Source organism: Bacillus sp. NSP9.1 (genome assembly GCF_000465465.2).
Lineage (GTDB): Bacteria > Bacillota > Bacilli > Bacillales > Bacillaceae > Bacillus > Bacillus sonorensis_A.
The window spans coordinates 3902099-3919433 of sequence record NZ_CP048273.1 but is presented as its reverse complement, the minus strand read 5'-3'; the positions used below and the strand labels follow the sequence as shown (position 1 = coordinate 3919433).

General features: G+C 45.2%; 16 protein-coding genes. 9 read left to right on the top strand and 7 right to left on the bottom strand.

What is annotated here, in order from left to right; all coding sequences use genetic code 11:
* Positions 1-78: 78 nt before the first annotated feature.
* Positions 79-741, bottom strand: coding sequence for a hypothetical protein (locus M654_RS20330; protein ID WP_051290494.1), 663 nt, complete (start codon positions 739-741; stop codon positions 79-81).
* 472 nt (positions 742-1213) lie between these two features.
* On the opposite strand from M654_RS20330, the gene M654_RS20325 reads away from it, so the two are divergent.
* The 3 genes from M654_RS20325 to ppsA all read left to right on the top strand — a co-directional run bounded on the left by M654_RS20325 (position 1214) and on the right by ppsA (position 5312).
* Complete coding sequence (locus tag M654_RS20325; RefSeq protein WP_236251159.1) at positions 1214-1627, top strand: YcxB family protein; 414 nt, start codon at positions 1214-1216, stop codon at positions 1625-1627.
* 430 nt (positions 1628-2057) lie between these two features.
* The gene (locus M654_RS20320) at positions 2058-2672 is read left to right on the top strand and encodes a TetR/AcrR family transcriptional regulator (RefSeq protein WP_026589744.1); all 615 of its coding nucleotides are present in this window, start codon (positions 2058-2060) and stop codon (positions 2670-2672) included.
* Positions 2673-2687: 15 nt separating this feature from the next.
* The gene (gene ppsA / locus M654_RS20315; RefSeq protein ID WP_026589743.1) at positions 2688-5312 is read left to right on the top strand and encodes a phosphoenolpyruvate synthase; all 2625 of its coding nucleotides are present in this window, start codon (positions 2688-2690) and stop codon (positions 5310-5312) included.
* A gap of 26 nt (positions 5313-5338) precedes the next feature.
* On the opposite strand, the gene M654_RS20310 is transcribed toward ppsA, so the two are convergent.
* The 3 genes from M654_RS20310 to M654_RS20300 all read right to left on the bottom strand — a co-directional run bounded on the left by M654_RS20310 (position 5339) and on the right by M654_RS20300 (position 6866).
* Positions 5339-5623: a hypothetical protein gene (locus tag M654_RS20310; protein WP_026589742.1), complete on the bottom strand. Its 285-nt coding sequence runs from the start codon at positions 5621-5623 to the stop codon at positions 5339-5341.
* A gap of 67 nt (positions 5624-5690) precedes the next feature.
* Positions 5691-6053 (bottom strand): DUF488 domain-containing protein, encoded by a 363-nt coding sequence (locus M654_RS20305; RefSeq protein WP_026589741.1) that lies wholly within the window; start codon positions 6051-6053, stop codon positions 5691-5693.
* A gap of 48 nt (positions 6054-6101) precedes the next feature.
* Positions 6102-6866, bottom strand: coding sequence for an SDR family oxidoreductase (locus M654_RS20300; protein ID WP_026589740.1), 765 nt, complete (start codon positions 6864-6866; stop codon positions 6102-6104).
* A gap of 152 nt (positions 6867-7018) precedes the next feature.
* Between M654_RS20300 and M654_RS20295 the strand changes: the two genes are divergently transcribed.
* Complete coding sequence (locus tag M654_RS20295; protein WP_026589739.1) at positions 7019-8506, top strand: carboxylesterase/lipase family protein; 1488 nt, start codon at positions 7019-7021, stop codon at positions 8504-8506.
* A 7-nt stretch (positions 8507-8513) separates the two neighbouring features.
* Here the strand turns inward: M654_RS20295 and M654_RS20290 are convergent, their stop codons facing one another.
* Positions 8514-9791 (bottom strand): MFS transporter, encoded by a 1278-nt coding sequence (locus tag M654_RS20290; protein ID WP_026589738.1) that lies wholly within the window; start codon positions 9789-9791, stop codon positions 8514-8516.
* A 732-nt stretch (positions 9792-10523) separates the two neighbouring features.
* Here M654_RS20290 and M654_RS20285 point away from each other — a divergent pair.
* Positions 10524-11579, top strand: a complete 1056-nt coding sequence (locus tag M654_RS20285; protein WP_026589737.1) for an LLM class flavin-dependent oxidoreductase — start codon at positions 10524-10526, stop codon at positions 11577-11579.
* Positions 11580-11613: 34 nt separating this feature from the next.
* On the opposite strand, the gene M654_RS20280 is transcribed toward M654_RS20285, so the two are convergent.
* Positions 11614-12435: a TrmB family transcriptional regulator gene (locus M654_RS20280; protein ID WP_026589736.1), complete on the bottom strand. Its 822-nt coding sequence runs from the start codon at positions 12433-12435 to the stop codon at positions 11614-11616.
* Positions 12436-12581: 146 nt separating this feature from the next.
* Between M654_RS20280 and M654_RS20275 the strand changes: the two genes are divergently transcribed.
* On the top strand, positions 12582-13214 hold the full coding sequence (locus tag M654_RS20275; RefSeq protein ID WP_026589735.1) for a homoserine/threonine efflux transporter: 633 nt from the start codon (positions 12582-12584) through the stop codon (positions 13212-13214).
* Positions 13215-13320: 106 nt separating this feature from the next.
* Here the strand turns inward: M654_RS20275 and M654_RS20270 are convergent, their stop codons facing one another.
* Positions 13321-13743, bottom strand: a complete 423-nt coding sequence (locus M654_RS20270; protein ID WP_026589734.1) for a VOC family protein — start codon at positions 13741-13743, stop codon at positions 13321-13323.
* A 93-nt stretch (positions 13744-13836) separates the two neighbouring features.
* Here M654_RS20270 and M654_RS20265 point away from each other — a divergent pair, with 93 nt between their 5' ends.
* The 3 genes from M654_RS20265 to M654_RS20255 all read left to right on the top strand — a co-directional run bounded on the left by M654_RS20265 (position 13837) and on the right by M654_RS20255 (position 17262).
* Positions 13837-14811, top strand: a complete 975-nt coding sequence (locus tag M654_RS20265; RefSeq protein WP_026589733.1) for a helix-turn-helix transcriptional regulator — start codon at positions 13837-13839, stop codon at positions 14809-14811.
* Positions 14812-15133: 322 nt separating this feature from the next.
* A complete protein-coding gene (locus M654_RS20260; protein ID WP_026589732.1) occupies positions 15134-15805 on the top strand; it encodes a DUF3298 and DUF4163 domain-containing protein in 672 nt (223 codons plus the stop codon).
* A gap of 74 nt (positions 15806-15879) precedes the next feature.
* Positions 15880-17262 (top strand): polysaccharide deacetylase family protein, encoded by a 1383-nt coding sequence (locus M654_RS20255; protein ID WP_026589731.1) that lies wholly within the window; start codon positions 15880-15882, stop codon positions 17260-17262.
* The last annotated feature ends 73 nt before the right edge of the window (positions 17263-17335 follow it).

Here is a 17335-nt window from a genome sequence, read left to right as displayed (position 1 = left end):
ATTTTTGGGGCGGGTGAAAGGCGTGCGCTTCCATGAAGAGGGTGGCTTGAGAGCCACCCTTTGGCGCTTATATGCGGTTTAAAAGTCGACTTTTTCTGTAATCCCGTCATGATATTTTGTTGGAACCTCGTCATCGTATACATCTTTTAGTTTAATGTTGATATATTTTAATTCGTCGGCATCCGTCTTAAAGTAAGGGACAACTATGTAACCTTCTTTTTCTACTTTTCCGTAAAAAGATCCGACTCCCGTTTTTGCCGGGGTAAGCACCATGTCCTCACTAGAGACATCGATTTGTTGTTTTGTACTGGTTGTAATGACATCAATTCCGTTAAACATGATATTTTTATCCGATGTATTTTCGATGCTGTATGAAACTTGAATAGTTAAATATTTATCGGCTTCAATGCCCTTTTGTTCCAACAATTTTTTTCCTTTCTCTTGAAGGTTGGATCTTTCAAGTACCTTGACATCGTCAATTTTCATTTTGATTGGATCTAAATCAAAGGTTTTGTCCAGTTTTGCGATCTTTTTTAACGTAACTTTGGTTCCGTCGTCTTCATTTCTCCACTGGCCTACTTTTTCCAAAGGACCGTCAGTTTTCAATGAATCCTCACTGCTTTTTGTTTTGGCCTCGCTTTTTTCTGATTCGTTTTTGGACGATGCTTCATTGTTGCTGCAGGCTGTCAGAAGCATGAAGACTGTCAGCAATGCGGTAAAAAATGTAAAACATTTCTTCATGTTATAAACCCCTTCATCAAATTTTATTTATATGCAATTAGATGGTTTAACCATCTAAGAGGATAAAATTTTGTGATATTATTCCAATGTAAATTTTACATAACTTATATATCGGCACTGTTTGCCTGATGTTAATATAGTTCTTCGAGAAAGTATCAAAATTTCTACAATGACCATTTCTTATGCTCCGCTCTACCTAGTTCACCACTTTTTTGTCAGTCATAACCGTTAAGGTTCGGGGTATCTTTGTCATCAATTCTTCTAATCTAACAAGCTTTAGGCTGTCCAACATGAATCCTTTATGCTAAAGTTAGAGGGAAATATATCCTAAAGGTGCAGTGAACGTATGATCCAGCATAGTGTCTTTCTTGAGGGAAAACTTACATTTCAAGATATGAGATTGTTCTTTTTCTATGGGCTAAGAAAATCCGTCATTTTTTATTTTATTTTTATTTTTCTGGTGTCTGTCTTCGTGTTTTCAGTTGAGGGGCTGCCGATAACTGTTTATTATAGTGAAACACTCGAATTGCTCTTCAACGGCATTCTCATGACAGTCATTTCGTTGATTTTGACATTGCTTTTCATTGGTGTTTATTATATTCGGCTGACTGCTGGATATCGAAAAAATGAACGGATAAAACAAAAAAGAAACTATACCATCAATCCACAGGGAATTCAGATTCAATCTAAAAATTCTTATATGTTGTTTGAATGGCATGAAGTGACGGCAGTAGCAGAATATAAACGCCTATTCTACATAAAAACCTCCAGCGGCCAGTTGATCTTGATACCGAAACGCTTTTTCGCATTTGATCAAGAGCTTCATTCATTCAGACAGCTTGTGACTGAATATGGACGTCCTGAAAAAGTAAAGTGGCAATCGTAAAAAGAGGGGTCTCCCCCTCTTTTTTATGGATCGCATCGTTTCAGCCTGCAAATGTTTTGCTTCTTCAACAATGTCCCGCAATATGTTCTTCCTCTACAATTGATGACCCAGATTCGTCTCGTTAATGGAAGCTGTGCCAAACCACTGTGTAAGACCTTGTAATTTCAGACACATCATAATCGGAATAAAAGGATACGGTGTCCACATCTGTTCGAACTTCTTTGATTTTGTCAGCCTTACATACGTAAAAATCTGATTTGCAATCCCTGTAGCTCATGAAGATTGGCCCTGATGGCCAAATTAACCCTTGAATTGATTTCGGGGTTTTTTTTTGGGCTTGTCCCGCAAAGATCTTATATTGACTGATTGGTCAGCAAGCGTTAAAATCTTTACTAACCGATTGGTCAATAAATGAAAAGGGATGATTTCTGTGCCTTTGCAGCTATATGAAAAAGAACAAATTCTGAATGCCTGTCTTGGGGTTTTTGCCCGCCATGGATATTCGAAGACGTCGACAGGGATGCTGGCTGAAGCAGCCGGCATATCAAAAGCGCTCATTTTCCATCATTTTCAAAGCAAGAAGAATGTGTATCTTTCTGTTTTGGATGACTGCATTGAAAAATTGAAGGCCCACCTTGCATTGGATGACCTGCTCCAATACACGGATTTTTTTGCGGCAAAAGAAAAGATCAGCTTGGCGAAGCTTGCATTTTTTCAAAAATATCCTGATGTTTACAAGGTGACAATGGACGCTTTCTATGATCCGCCTTCTGAGCTGAAGGATGAAATTGCAGAAAAATACGGAGAGCAGTTTGCGGTCAGAAATCATATATTAAAACAGCTATTTGCCCAAGTTCCTTTAAAGGAAGGAGTCGATCGCGACGAGGCTTTTGAATTGGTTATGGTGATGATGAAGCATTTTGAGGAAAAGTTTTTAGCTGAAGTTCCGCCTCAGCGTGATTTTGATCCTGATTATAACAGACGCCTCCTTGAAAAAAGAAGCCGCTTTTTGAATATGATTCGTTTTGGCATTGAGAAGAAATGAAGGGAAGGGTGCCTTGTGCGGGAATATGTGCTGGGTTTTGATATGATCGAGCAAACGGATTTGCCGCTCGTCGGTGGCAAGGGACTGAATCTTGCTGAATTGTCAAAGATTGAAGGCGTAAAAGTACCGCCTGGATTTTGCGTTGCCACGCCGGCATTTCAAAACATGGTTGACGGCAATCGAAGAGTCGGGGAGCTGCTTGATGAGCTTTCGGCATTAAAGATGACAGACAGGGAGCAGATCAGCCAAATCAGCCGCGAGATTCGCAGTGAAATTGAACACGCGGTGATGGCTGAAGATCTCGAAGCAGAAACGCTTCGCTTTCTCATCAAGCTTGGCGAACATAAGGCTTATGCGGTTCGTTCAAGTGCAACGGCTGAAGATCTGCCGAACGCTTCATTCGCGGGACAGCAGGATACTTACTTGAACATCATCGGAAAACAAGCGATCTTGCAGCATATCAAAAAATGCTGGGCATCGTTGTTTACTGAGCGCGCCGTCATCTACAGGATGCAAAACGGTTTTGATCACCGCAGTGTTCAATTGGCCGTCTTGGTTCAGCAAATGGTGATTCCCGAGGCTTCGGGAATCATGTTTACGGCTGATCCCGTCACATCCAACAGAAAAGTATTGTCCATTGATGCAAGCTTTGGATTGGGTGAGGCGCTCGTCTCCGGATTGGTCTCAGCCGACAATTACAAGGTGTGTGAAGGGGAAATCGCCGAAAAGACGATTTCTGTGAAAAAACACGCGATTTATTCATTGGAAAATGGAGGTACAGAAGAACGCAAGATTGAAATTGAACGGCAGAAACGTCAAACGCTGACGGACGAACAAATTTTGCAGCTCGAAACATGGGGACGGAAGATTGAGGCGCATTTTGGGACGCCTCAAGATATTGAATGGTGCCTGACTGAAGGCGAATTTTTCTTTGTGCAGAGCAGGCCTGTGACGACATTATTTCCTCTTTCGAAACAAAGCGATGACAAGCTGCGCGTCTATATGTCTGTCGGGCACCAGCAAATGATGACAGAGCCGATCAACCCGCTCGGGATATCGTTCTTCGGGTTGATCTCGGATTCTGAGCTGATTCTCGCCGGAGGCAGACTTTTTATTGATTTATCACATGATCTGGCATCTTCCATTGGACGGAAAATGGTCCTTGGGACAATGGGCAAAAATGATCCGATGATGTACAGCGCGATTTCTAACTTTTTGAAAAGAAAAGAGGTCGTCAACAGACTCCCGAAAGGAAAACGGATGTTTACATTAGGCTCTGAAGGGCTGTCATGGGCTCTTCCGGCAAAAACGCTGAAAATATACCGGAGAAATGACATCGACATCGTCAAACAGCTGATGTCCAGAGCCGAGGCGTCTATAAAAGAAGCTGAACAGCGGCTGCAAAAGGTCTCCGGTGAAGCGTTGTTTGAAGCGATTGCAGAAGATCAAAAAGCGCTGAAAAAGGTTCTGTATGACACGCAGAGCATGGCCGTCATCATGGTTGGTTTATACGCCTCGTACTGGCTTAACAGCAAAATGAAAAAATGGCTGGGGGAAAAGGGTGCGGCCGATATTCTTTCCCAGTCGGTATTGAACAATGTCACCTCTGAAATGGGCTTGGCCCTTTTGGATGTAGCAGATGCTGCCAGAGGATACCCCGAGGTTCAGAAGTATTTAGCGCATGCCAATGATGAAACCTTTTTCGAAGATCTCAAACAGCTTGAAGGCGGCCCCGCCTTTATCAGCGCATTGCGCGAATTCCTTGAGAAGTACGGCATGCGCTGTACGGGCGAGATCGACATCACCAAGACGCGCTGGAGTGAACGGCCTTCGATTCTTGCTCCGATCATTTTGGGCAACATCAAGAATTTTGCGCCTGGTGCGCGAATGTCCAAATTTGAACAGGGGCGATTGGAAGCGGAGCAAAAGGAGAGGGATCTATTAAGCCGTCTGCAAACATTAAAAGGAGGCAGAAAAAAGGCGAAAAAAACGAAGAAAATGATCAGTGTGCTGCGGAATTTTATCGGCTACCGGGAATATCCAAAGTATGCTCTGATCAAACGCTATTTTATTTATAAGAAAGCGCTGATGAAAGAAGCCGCCATTTTGCAGAAAAAGAAGCTTATCCAAGCGAAGGAGGATATTTATTATCTGTCCTTTGAAGAATTGAGAGAGGCCGTTCACACCAATCGTCTCGATGTAAAGACGATCAAAGAAAGAAAAGCAGAATATCAACATTATGAAAAATTGACGCCTCCGCGAATGATGACATCAGAAGGTGAGGTCATCACCGGAGAAGCCCTGGGAGAGAACCTTCCGGCAGGAGCGTTGGCAGGTGTCCCAGTATCATCAGGAGTCATCGAAGGAAGAGCAAGGGTGATTCTGAAATTGGAGGAAGCCGATATCGAAGAGGGGGATATTCTTGTCACGCCTTTCACAGATCCGAGCTGGACACCGCTGTTTGTCTCGATCAAAGGATTGGTGACTGAAGTGGGCGGCCTCATGACGCACGGCGCCGTCATTGCGCGGGAATACGGGCTTCCGGCTGTTGTCGGCGTTGACAATGCAACAAAGATCATCAAGGATGGACAAAAGATCAGGCTCAACGGATCGGAGGGCTATATCGAAATAGTGGAATAGAGAAAGCGCAGCTTGGATGCTGCGCTTTAATGTTTATAAAGGTCGGCCGACGACATCCATTTCATCAAGTGCTGGTAAGGATAATAGGTCGTGCCATTTAATTCAATTTTAGGGATGTCAGGATATTTGCGCAGCATTTCTTTCGTTTCTTCTTTGCTTAAGCCTAAATAATACTGTAGGTCTCTTTCTTTGATTAAATGTGGATAGCCTGAATCATTCCCTTTTGGGTTTTTGAAATTTTTCAACCCGTCACCGATGAAATAGCCTAGAGCCGCTAAACCAAGCGCAAGCCAAAAAAAGTCTATCTCCATGTTTCCCATCCTTTTCACATGTGTTGCTTCAATTGTAATACGAAAGGTTTTGAAAAAGGTTTCAAGATCAAAGGCTTTGTCCGTTCAGCATCTCATAAAGAACGATGGCATGGTTATGGCGTTCATCCTTTGCCCCGTAAAGCAGAATAACGGTTTCGTCCGCCGCCATTTCTTTTAATTCCTTGAGCTTGCTCTGTTTTTCAGGGTTTTGTATGATTTCGTTTTGATAGGCTTTTTTAAACGATTCAAATTTTTTCGGATCATGACCGAACCATTTTCTTAACTCAGGACTTGGGGCGATTTCTTTCATCCAGCAGTCAAGATTCGCTTTTTCTTTCGATATGCCGCGCGGCCACACCCGGTCTATTAAAATGCGGCGTCCTTCTGTTTGCTGGTTTTCCTGATAAATGCGCTGGAGAACCATCGGCATCGGGATCACTCCTTCTAACTTTTGAAAAAGACAATGCCAAAGCCCTTTTTATTCGATGGAATCTTTTAAAGAGCTGTACATTTGGCTGACGCTTTCATCGATTTCATCTCTTGACATCCGCAAGGCTTTTTCCGATCTGGCATAGCCGATTTCCACCCGGCCTTCTTCCAGCCCTTTGAAAATCGCGTCGGCAAATTCATCTAAAGGAGCTCCGAAATCATGCAGTCCGACACCGCCTAAATCCGTATTGACCGCAGGAGGGGCGACCTCAATCACCTCAACGCCGGTCTCTGAGAGCTGATGTCTTATGCTCATCGTAAAGGAATGGAGAGCGGCTTTTGTCGATGAGTAGATCGGTGCGATCGCCATCGGTGTAAATGCCAGACCTGATGTCACATTGATGATCGTTGTTTTCCCGGCTTTTTTTGCAAAGTATTGGCTAAAGAGCATGGCCAGATGGATCGGCGCCTCCATATTGACGGTGATTTCTTTATTGTAGTCAGCCCAATTGTCTATAACATCGGCTTTTAAAATGTGGTAGCGCTGCTGTATGCCCGCGTTATTCACCAGCACGTTCACCTCAGGGTGCTGTTCTTTGATCCATTCAAATAATGCCAGTCGTTCCGTTTCAACGGTCACATCGCATACACGCGTGATCAGCTCCGGATATGTTTCCTTTGCTTCTTTAAGCTTGCTTTCCCTTCTCCCGCAGACGATAACGGTATTTCCCGCTTTTATAAAACGTTCGGCAAAAGCGAAGCCGATTCCTGATGCACCGCCTGTGATCAATACTGTGTTTCCCGACAGTTCCATTGGAATCCCTCTTTTCTATTAAGTTTCTAAAAAATTGGTTGGACATCTCTTCTGATTCTATAATGACCCTTTATTTTCCAAAGTGCAAGTATTCTGATTAGACGGTATGTTCCGATTCCATTATCATTGAAAAGTGAAAGGGGTGGAATAAAATGTATGAAACGATTGTCGAAACACACTTCGGAAAGCTGAAAGGCAGAGCGGAAAACGGTGTTCGCGTCTTTAAAGGTGTTCCCTACGCAAAACCTCCCGTCGGCGATTTAAGGTTTCGGAAACCGCAGCGAATGGACGCCTGGGAGGGGGAACGGGACGCTTTTGAATTTGGTCCGGTTTGTCCCCAGCCAGACGGGTTATTGGCTCAAGCAATAGAGGGGGTTCACAAGTCTGAGGATTGCCTTTATTTAAATGTGTACACATCTGAAGAGGCGGACAGGGATCTGCCTGTGATGGTGTGGATTCATGGAGGCGCTTTTTATCTCGGCGCCGGAAGTGAACCGCTCTACGACGGGACTCAGCTTGCCAAGCAGGGCAAAGTGATCGTGGTCACCATCAACTATCGCCTCGGCCCATTCGGTTTTTTACACCTTTCGTCGATTGATGATTCCTACAGCAGCAACCTCGGCCTCTTGGATCAAATCGCGGCTCTCGAGTGGGTGAAAGAACATATCGCTTCCTTTGGCGGAGACCCTGAAAATATTACGGTGTTTGGCGAATCGGCGGGTTCCATGAGCATCGCTTCGCTTTTGGCGATGCCAAAAGCAAAAGGCCTTTTTCAAAAGGCCATTATGGAAAGCGGGGCATCCGCAACAATGTCCGCAAAGCTGGCCAAAGCTGCGACGGAAAGGTTCTTAAGCATTCTCAATATTGATTCCAATCATGCGGATCGCCTCCGCGATGTATCTGACCAAGAGCTTCTCCAAGCTGCCGATCAGCTGCGCGCTGTTATGGGGGAAAATATTTTTGAATTGATCTTTCTGCCTGTAGTTGACGAAAAGACCATGCCGATGAAGCCGGAAATCGCCGTCGCAAAGGGTTCGGCAAACGGAATCAATCTATTGATCGGAACAAACCGTGACGAAGGCGCCTTATTTTTCACCCCTGAGTCGGATCTTTTACCTGAGAGCAAGATCTATGATGTTTTAGAAGAATACTTGGGGAAAGAGGCGGCTGACATCGCCTCGGCGCTGTATCCGAGATCATGGCAAGGCCAGGTTGATATGATGACAGACCTGATCTTTTGGCATCCGTCCGTTGTGTTCGCTTCGGCGCAATCACGACATGCACCCGTCTTTATGTACCGGTTTGACTGGCATGCCGATTCGGAGCATCCGCCGTTCAACAAAGCGGCGCACGGTTTGGAAATCCCGTTTGTGTTTGGAAATATGGACATTCTGGAATGGCTGACAGGTACAAAGGTAAATGAAGAAACGCTGCTGCTTGTTCAACAGATCCAGGGTGCCTGGCTGTCTTTTGCCCGCTTCGGAAACCCGAGCACCGATGATGTCAGCTGGCCTGAATATCATGAAGAATCACGACAAACGCTCATTTTCAATCACGAGATTTCGTTTGAAAGCGATCCGTATAGAGACAAGAGAAAGATGTTGACAGTGCCGAACCCACAGGTATCAAAAAAGCGCTGACCTGTGGTCAACCGCTTTTTTGATACCGTTCATTTTGAATGGCTTTGAGCGATTTTCCGCGCGTTTCCGGCGCCATGAGAAGACCGATGATCATATGAATGACAAGGAAGGTAATCATCACGGCGCCGGCTATTTTAAACCCTAGAGATGTAATCATGATCGGAACGACTAATGAAATAAGCCCGACACCGACGCGGACGATGAAGAACATGAAGCCCTGGGCCATTGCCCTGTACTTCGTATGGAAAAGCTCGGCCGCCCATAATCCATAAAACGCTTGTGCGCCGAAACCGGCGGAAATACCCCAGAGAGTGACGAACAATAAGAGCTCCGTTATGTTCATAGTGCCGAAGGTGAGGATGATCCATGCGACGGTTCCCATGGCAGCTCCTACGCCAAAGAGCCGCTTGCGATTGACCCGATCACCGAGACGGATAAAGACAAAGTAAGTGGCCGCTACCGTCAGTATCCAGAGGAACGCCTGCAGCAGGTTGGCCTGTGCCGCGCTTAAACCGCCGACGGTCTCATAAATATACGGCATAAAATACCCCATTGTTCCGGCGACAAGGTTCCAAAAGGCATAGATGCCGATGAGCAGAAACATGGCATGAAGGTTTGCTTTGTTTGTAAAAAGCTCTTTGAGCGAGGCTTTCTCACCGATTCCTTGCGCTTTTTCTGCGGCGTCTTTTTGTTTTTGCTCTTGCCAGATGGCGGATTCATGAACTTGCTGCTGCAATATCCAGGTGATGATCGCAACAATGAATAATTGTCCGAAAATCAGGCGGCTCCCCATTAATCCGAGCGGCGCCAGAGCGACCGACAGCAGCAATGTCAGAGCCGGTCCGATCGACCATGCCAGCTGTCCCCAGCCGACGCGTCCGGCCCGTTCATGATCAGGCGCTTCTTCCGCGATATATGTCCATGCCGCCGGAATGGCTGCACCGACCGCGATCCCGGTTACAATATAGCCTGTTAAAAGCATCGGGAAGTTGATTGATAAGGTGATCAGCAAAACGCCCAGCATATAGACCAGCAAATCGTATTTGTATATGAATTTCCGTCCGTAGCGATCGACTAAAAAACCTCCGAGCAAAGCGCCGATCGCCGCACCGAATCCGTTTGCACTCAATGCCCCGAGAAGACCGACTCTCGCATCATCCAGGCCCAGGTATTCGACCCATAAGGAAAGCCCGCCTGCCCCGGCGACGATTGACCCCGCCTCCAAATAGTTGGACATCGCAACGGTGATCGTCGATTTTAAACTGCCTGTTGTTCTCCCTGCCATTTTTCGCTCCCCTTTCAAAGCCGATTTTTCAGATGACTAAATGTGGATATTAAGCTGTTTTTGTAAGCGCTTACTATAATGGGATCATGTCTGCCTCCGCATCCGTTTCAAGCTGTAATCATTTAGATTTTTGCTTATAGTATAACTTTATTCAGAAAACAAAAATAAATCAACACAAAATTCAAATAATTCACCTTTTATATTTCTGTTTATATTTGAATATTTTTGTTCAGGAGCCGGCGGATTGATATGTATTGATAATGTCTGCATTTCACCATGTTTTTGACGCCGCCGCCATTATGTATCAGCCTTGTGAGCGCGGGAGGTAAAGTGCCATGTCCGGTGTCAAACTTGCATACAAAGCACTTGGTATCAAAAAATAGGTTTTGGGCGAGGTGTTAGTGGAATGCAGGGAGACATGACTTATGATGTTTGAAGAACGGAAAAGCTTGAGCCGTTTTTTTCATGATTGCCTGTATAGGTCTTCATATGTCATTCCGGTCAGAGCCTTCCCACCTGAAGTAACAGCCTAAAATCACATCAATTGCATGATCGTTTCAAGAGCCGTATCCTATAAATGAAACAATAGATGCGGGCCGGAAGAATCGGATCGGCGCCCTGACTGGCAGGTCTGGGTAGGAAAAAGGATTGAAGCCGCTGACGGCTGGCAAACATAAATCAAATAAGAGGACAATTGCCATAAACCTTGAGAAAAAGTGGAGGAAATATGAAATGGAACTAGGGATCAGCACCTTTGTAGAAACAACCCCGGACATTAAGACCGGAAAAATCATCAGCCATGCACAGCGGCTGCGCGAGGTAGTTGAGGAGATCATCCTTGCCGATCATGTGGGACTGGATGTGTTCGGTGTGGGTGAGCACCACCGTGAAGACTATGCGGCGTCTTCCCCCGCCGTCGTTTTGGCCGCAGCGGCGCCGCAGACGGAGAGAATCCGTCTGACAAGTGCAGTCACAGTGCTTTCATCTGATGACCCCGTCCGCGTTTTCCAGGATTTTGCGACGCTTGACGGGATTTCAAACGGACGGGCGGAAATCATGGCGGGTCGAGGGTCTTTTATCGAATCCTTCCCGCTGTTCGGCTATGATTTAGACGATTATGAAGAGCTGTTTGAAGAAAAACTCGATTTGCTGTTGGCGCTGCAAAAGTCGGAAAGGGTGACGTGGAGCGGCAAGCATCGCCCCGCCATTCAAAACCTTGGCGTCTATCCGCGGCCAGTGCAGAATCCGTTGCCTGTATGGATCGGAAGCGGCGGCAACCAGGAATCCGTCGTTCGCGCGGGGCTGCTCGGTCTGCCGCTCGTTCTGGCCATCATCGGGGGAAGTCCGCAGCACTTTGCCCCGCTTGTCCAGCTTTATTACAAAGCGGCGGAGCATGCAGGTCACGATGTATCAAAGCTTGCCGTAGCTTCCCATTCACACGGCTTTATTGGAGAAGATACCGAGACGGCCGCAGATCAATTTTTCCCGTCGACTCAGCAGGCGATGAACACGCTCGCCAGGGAGCGGGGCTGGGGATCGTACAGCCGCTCCAGCTTTGATGCTGCGCGGAGCTTTGAGGGAGCGCTTTATGTAGGGGACCCTCAGACGGTGGCGGAAAAAATCATCCATCTGCGCAAACATGTGGGAATCACAAGATTTATGCTGCATGTCCCGGTCGGTACGATGCCTCACGACGATGTCATGAAAGCGATCGAGCTTTTTGGAAGAGAGACGGCGCCGCGCGTCAGGGAGGAAGTCTCCCGCTGGGAGGCGTCGCAGAGAACCTAAAGAATAAACGGCCCGGACATTTTGCGGGCCGTTTTTATTTCATGTAATGCTTTTTGAAATCGGGATGAATTGAAAATTTGCGGCGCAGATGGATCAGGTTTTCACCAAAACTTTCCTCCAAAACATCTCTATGCTTCTCCAAGATTTCCATGAGGTACAGATCATGAATCATCACTTCCGTAATCGGCATGACCAAGCCCACATGCATCGTCCAGGCCGCGCGGCTGTCTTTGCCCTGCGAGACAATGCCGGCAACGACTTCGGAATCATCAACACTCAAAACAAGCCATCGTCCGTCATACTCTTCTGTTATTTCCCGGCTGCTGTCATGCAGATAAACATCAGCGAAATCAGCTTCAATTTCTCCATATGCAATAATGGTGACGATGACGCCATTGTTTGCCGCCTCGCTCAGGTCGGGCTCCAAATCCGGAAAGTCCTCTTTCCATATTTCCAGGAGAATTCTTTTTTGGGCTGAGGATATACACGTCTTAACCTTGTCGAGTATTTCGGTTCGCCCGGTGATATTCCAAATATTTTCCCGATCATTTGCGGAACGCGCAAATTTCTCAAAATATTTTTCTGCCTGTTCAAACGTCTCCTCCGCTTTCTGTCTGCGGTTTTTGATCAGATCCTTGGCAGGAACGGGAATGTACTGCGGGGTGTTGCCATAGCTTACAAAAATATCGCCGCGAATCACGAGGCTCTCCAACACTTCGTATATTTTCGAACGCGGTACACCTGATTTTTTTGCCACCGCATAGCCTGTCAAAGGCGATTCTTCCAAGAGCGCGAGATATGCTTTCGATTCATATTCGGTAAAGTTCAGGTTTTTCAGTATGTCTAAATTCTTCATACATCCTCCAGCCTCAAAAAATAGTCGCTACCTTTGTCACTCATATTTTGCTTCATGTATTGATTTATTTCAAGGGCGCTGATACACTTTTTATAAGTAGTTACTAAGGTAGTCACTATATGAAAAGGTATGGAGGGAGACATCTGATGGATAGCCTGCTGTCATACATATCGATCGCCGCCATGATGGTGGTGATTCCCGGAGCTGATACGATGCTCGTTGTGAAAAACACGCTTCGATACGGCCCGAACGCCGGACGCTGCAATGTTCTCGGCTTGGCGACGGGACTGTCGTTCTGGACGCTGATTGCCGTTTTCGGTTTGGCGGTTGTCATTGCGAAGTCGGTGTTTCTGTTCAATGCAATCAAATACTTGGGAGCGGCTTATTTAATTTTCTTAGGTGTCAAAAGTTTTTTTGCTAAAAAGATGTTTTCTTTGGAGGACATGAAAGCCGACAACAACAAACCTGGCCATTCTTCCAAGCGGCATTATAAAGATTCGTTTATGCAAGGGTTGTTCAGCAATGTTCTGAATCCGAAGACTGTTTTGGTCTATATCACGATCATGCCTCAATTTATCAATTTAAAGGAAAGCGTCAACCAGCAGTTAATTATTCTCGCATTCATTCTAACCTTGATGGCTGTATTTTGGTTTCTCATCCTCGTTCATCTGATTGATTACGCGAAAAAATGGCTGAGAAGCGTGAAGTTCCAGAAGGTCTTTCAAAAAGCCGCCGGTTTGGTGCTGGTGGGGTTTGGCATCAAAACAGGGTTGGATTGAATATCCCCCAAAATCATGATAAGGAGTGAGCATGACAGCTCACTCCTTTTGATGTAATGAAGCCCGGCCAACCCTGAACGGGAAGCAAGAGACGATATGAATCGTTTCAACCCCTCGCCGCAAAAATCTGAAATGTCACACCGAAGGGGTCAGTGACAATCGCGTAGGCTGGGCTGAAATATACATTTTGGAGTTCAAGCTTGACTTCTCCCTGCTCCCGGAGCTTGTCATACAGCCGCTCAGCCGTTTGCGCGTCACCGACCGTGATGCAGATGGAGATTTGACTGCCGCTTTGAAAAGGCACCTCCGGGATCATATCAGCGATCATCAAGCTGGCCCCGCCGAAGTTTAGGACAGCATGGGCAATCAGATCTTGTTCCTCTTCCTTAAAATTCTTCGCCTCATCCGCGGGACCTTCACCAAATGTCTGCTGGAATTTTACTTCAGCATCGAGCACTTCCCGATAATATTCAATCGCTTCCTTTGCTCTCCCGTTCATCAGGATATAAGGGGTGAATTGCATTTCCATCTTTAAAACATCTCCTTTTTCGTTGATTTAAGGTAATTGTATATTATAATGGTGACAACTTATGTCATGGTTAAACACTTTGGGAGGTTCTAAATGTCAAAAGCGAAAAGATTAAATGAAATGATCATGATGGTCAATCGAAAAAAACGGTTTACGGTCGGGGAATTGGCGCAGGAATTCGGAGTGTCAAAAAGAACCGTTCTCAGGGATCTGCAAGAGCTTAGCGAGATGGGTGTGCCCCTTTATTCAGAAACGGGGCCCCATGGCGGCTATCAGGTGTTAAGTGAAAGAATTCTTCCTCCCATCGCCTTGAGCGAGAACGAAGCGATCGCCATCTTTTTTGCGATCCATGCACTGAGGCACTATATATCCCTGCCGTTTGATGCACAGTATGCTTCAATCAAGAAAAAATTTTACTTGAATCTCGCCGGCGATATTCGGGATGCGATTGACAGCATGAAGGACCGCGTCGATTTTTATACGGCTTATGAGCAAAAAGAAGAAATTCCGTTTTTAAGGGTGCTATTGGAAGCGGCGGTTCAGCAAAAGGTCTTAATCATCAAATATCAATCAAATGATGTGACAAACGAAAGAAAAATTCAGCCGATCGGCATCTATGCGAATCACGGCAAATGGTATTGTCCCGCTTATTGCTTTATAAGAGAGGATTACCGTATGTTCAGATGCGATCGGATGATATTTGCCGAACTTGATGAAAATACCGATCCGATGGACTTGTCAAACATCAATTTAAAAAACCGTTTTTCGGTTTTATCCCTTCCTCCGAAGATGCTGGAACTATCCGTGGAATTGACGAAACAAGGCGTAGAGCGGCATGGATCCCTGGAATGGCCGCATCTTGAACTGCATGTCAGAAAAGACGGTTCCGGAACACTGTCAGGTTTGATTGCGTCAAAGGATATTGACTTTTTTGCGGATTATTTCATTTCATTTGGCCGGGAAGCGGTCATTCAAAAACCATCACAGCTAATCGAAAAGATGAAGAAAACATTATTTGACATGTTGAACCAATATACAAATGGAGACTCCGTTCCGACTGCTCACTAAGATCGCTAATATGGCAATGCTTGCGGCCGAAAACAGCGTGTCAGCAATCATTCGTCAGACAATACGCCGTCATCATTCAGAGCGCCATCACCATTTTCATATTCTGTATTAAAGCCAGAAGCATCTGATCTTGCAAAATAGGACACTCTCAGATTTCTGTGGGTGTCTTATTTTTGCCGAATAATGAAATTTTTACCCAAAAAAGTTGACGGGGCATTTAAAAGCCGGTATCATTACAAATGTGATATAAATATTACATTTATGTTACAAAAGAAAATGATATGTTACGAGTTTTAAAGGAGATTGACAAAGGAGTATGCTCATGAAAAAAGCAATAGCCATATTGGGGTTTCTTGTGCTTACAGCCTCGCTGCTATTTATGATCAATAAAGGATCATCTCAAATAAATGCTGCTAAAAACAGAAAAGCTGCAGTTCACACAGAACTATACAACAATATCGATTCTTTATCATATCCGGTGTTCAGCGGCTTAAAAGCCCGTGATGAAAAGCTGGTCCATGATGCGATCGAGCTTCATATGAAAGCCTCATTCAAGGAATACGAAAAGGTGAAGAAAGAGAAGGGGGAAGATGGCGAGGAAAGCGCCTATGAAACGTCCTATAAAGTCAAATACAACGAAGGCGGCAAACTGAGCTTTTTAATCTACAACTACCAATATACCGGCGGAGCGCACGGGATGTATACCGTCACATCCTACAACTATGATTTGAACAAGCATCAGCAGGTGCTCCTGACCGATCTTTTAAACAATCAAGCTAAAATCGAGAAAGCCAAAAACTATATTTACAGCTATATAACCGAACATGCGGACCGATTTTATTCTGACATTCAAAAGAGTGATATCAGCTTAGACGAAAATACTGCTTTCTACTATACAAACAGCGGAATTTCCATTGTATTTCAGCAGTATGATATCGCGCCTTATGCTGCTGGAAACCAGGAAATCAAGATTCCTTCTTCATTTTTATATTAGCCTTGGTGTGTTAGCAGACATCCGGCAGGAGACGCGAGCGAAAGATTTTGATAAATACAGGAGAGTGAAAAGCGATGTCTGGCAAACGGTCATGGCGATGGATCAATGTATTGATTTTTTTAGCGATATTCATAGGTTTTGCGGGGTACTCTTTCAACCATGTGTCAAGCAATGAAGAGGCCCCTCCCCCTAAGCCGAAAAAAGACCCAGATTATTCGGATATCGAGATCGGATCATTCGTCAGCGACAGTGAACAAGAGAGATATGCGATCCATTACCCCATCTTTCATATCAAAGCGATCGATGACAAGCTGAAAGGCTATGTCAAAGATGAACTGAGCCGCTTCAAAAAAGACAGCGCAAGTGCGCGGTCTCGGAATGAAGACGGTCCGTTCGAATTGAATATCAAGTATAAGATTGTCTATTACACAAAACAAACGGCTGCAATTGTGCTGAATGAATACATAGAAATCGGCGGAGCGCCGGGAAAAACGACCATCAAAACGTTCAACGCCGATTTGAAGCAAAAAAAATGTCTCGCACTTCATGACCTTTTTATAGATGATGCCGAGTTTTTGAACAGAATTTCCGGCATTGTCTATCAACAATTGAAAAATGACCATCCCGCAGCTGATGATGCACTGCTGAAAAAAGGGACAAGCCCCCTTGAACAAAACTTCAGCCGTTTCGCCTTGCTTGAGAACGACATCGAATTCTATTTTGGCAAGGAGCAAACAGGTGTTGAGCAGTCTGTTAAAATCAAAAAAGAATGGTTGAAAGATATATTAAAAGATCAATATCGAGAAGGAAAAAAGAATCGCGTTGATAACAAGCAAAAGCAGGAGGCCATCCCTCTGCCAAAAGAAGCGAAAGTCAATCCTGATGAAAAAGTGATTGCCCTGACATTTGACGACGGCCCGAACCCGTCTTCAACAAACAAAGTATTGGATGCTTTAAAGAAATATGAAGGGCATGCGACATTTTTCGTGCTGGGCAGCAGAGCTCAAGTCTATCCGGAAACGATCACAAGGATGATGAGAGAAGGGAATGAAGTGGGCAATCACTCGTGGGATCATCCATTGTTGACGAGGCTTACGAATGATAAGGCATATAAGGAAATCGACGACACACAGCAGGTGATTGAAAACATTAGCGGTCACACACCGACCCGCTTAAGGCCGCCCTACGGCGGTGTGAATGACTCCGTCCGGGGACTGACGGGGCTCTCCATCACGCTTTGGGATGTTGATCCTGAAGATTGGAAGGTCAAAAATAAGCAAAAAATCGTCAATCGTGTGATGAGTCAAGCTGGAGATGGAAAAATCATCCTGATGCATGATATTTATCAAACGTCCGCCGATGCTGCCGAGGAGATTATCAGAAGGTTGAAGCGGCAAGGCTATCAATTGGTGACTGTTTCACAGCTGGAGAAAGTGAAAAAGCAAAGGGAACAATGAAAGTGCTGCAGCGGCACTTTCTTTTTTTTAGCAAAATATAGGGAAAATGATATTTGTTAAATATTCTAAAAAT

What these genes read in the sequence shown, in the direction of transcription:
- M654_RS20330 (WP_051290494.1), bottom strand. Translation starts at nt 741, where the DNA reads ATGAAGAAATGTTTTACATTTTTTACCGCATTGCTGACAGTCTTCATG.
- M654_RS20310 (WP_026589742.1), bottom strand. Translation starts at nt 5,623, where the DNA reads ATGGAGATAGACTTTTTTTGGCTTGCGCTTGGTTTAGCGGCTCTAGGC.
- M654_RS20305 (WP_026589741.1), bottom strand. Translation starts at nt 6,053, where the DNA reads ATGCCGATGGTTCTCCAGCGCATTTATCAGGAAAACCAGCAAACAGAA.
- M654_RS20300 (WP_026589740.1), bottom strand. Translation starts at nt 6,866, where the DNA reads ATGGAACTGTCGGGAAACACAGTATTGATCACAGGCGGTGCATCAGGA.
- M654_RS20295 (WP_026589739.1), top strand. Translation starts at nt 7,019, where the DNA reads ATGTATGAAACGATTGTCGAAACACACTTCGGAAAGCTGAAAGGCAGA.
- M654_RS20290 (WP_026589738.1), bottom strand. Translation starts at nt 9,791, where the DNA reads ATGGCAGGGAGAACAACAGGCAGTTTAAAATCGACGATCACCGTTGCG.
- M654_RS20285 (WP_026589737.1), top strand. Translation starts at nt 10,524, where the DNA reads ATGGAACTAGGGATCAGCACCTTTGTAGAAACAACCCCGGACATTAAG.
- M654_RS20280 (WP_026589736.1), bottom strand. Translation starts at nt 12,435, where the DNA reads ATGAAGAATTTAGACATACTGAAAAACCTGAACTTTACCGAATATGAA.
- M654_RS20275 (WP_026589735.1), top strand. Translation starts at nt 12,582, where the DNA reads ATGGATAGCCTGCTGTCATACATATCGATCGCCGCCATGATGGTGGTG.
- M654_RS20270 (WP_026589734.1), bottom strand. Translation starts at nt 13,743, where the DNA reads ATGGAAATGCAATTCACCCCTTATATCCTGATGAACGGGAGAGCAAAG.
- M654_RS20265 (WP_026589733.1), top strand. Translation starts at nt 13,837, where the DNA reads ATGTCAAAAGCGAAAAGATTAAATGAAATGATCATGATGGTCAATCGA.
- M654_RS20260 (WP_026589732.1), top strand. Translation starts at nt 15,134, where the DNA reads ATGAAAAAAGCAATAGCCATATTGGGGTTTCTTGTGCTTACAGCCTCG.
- M654_RS20255 (WP_026589731.1), top strand. Translation starts at nt 15,880, where the DNA reads ATGTCTGGCAAACGGTCATGGCGATGGATCAATGTATTGATTTTTTTA.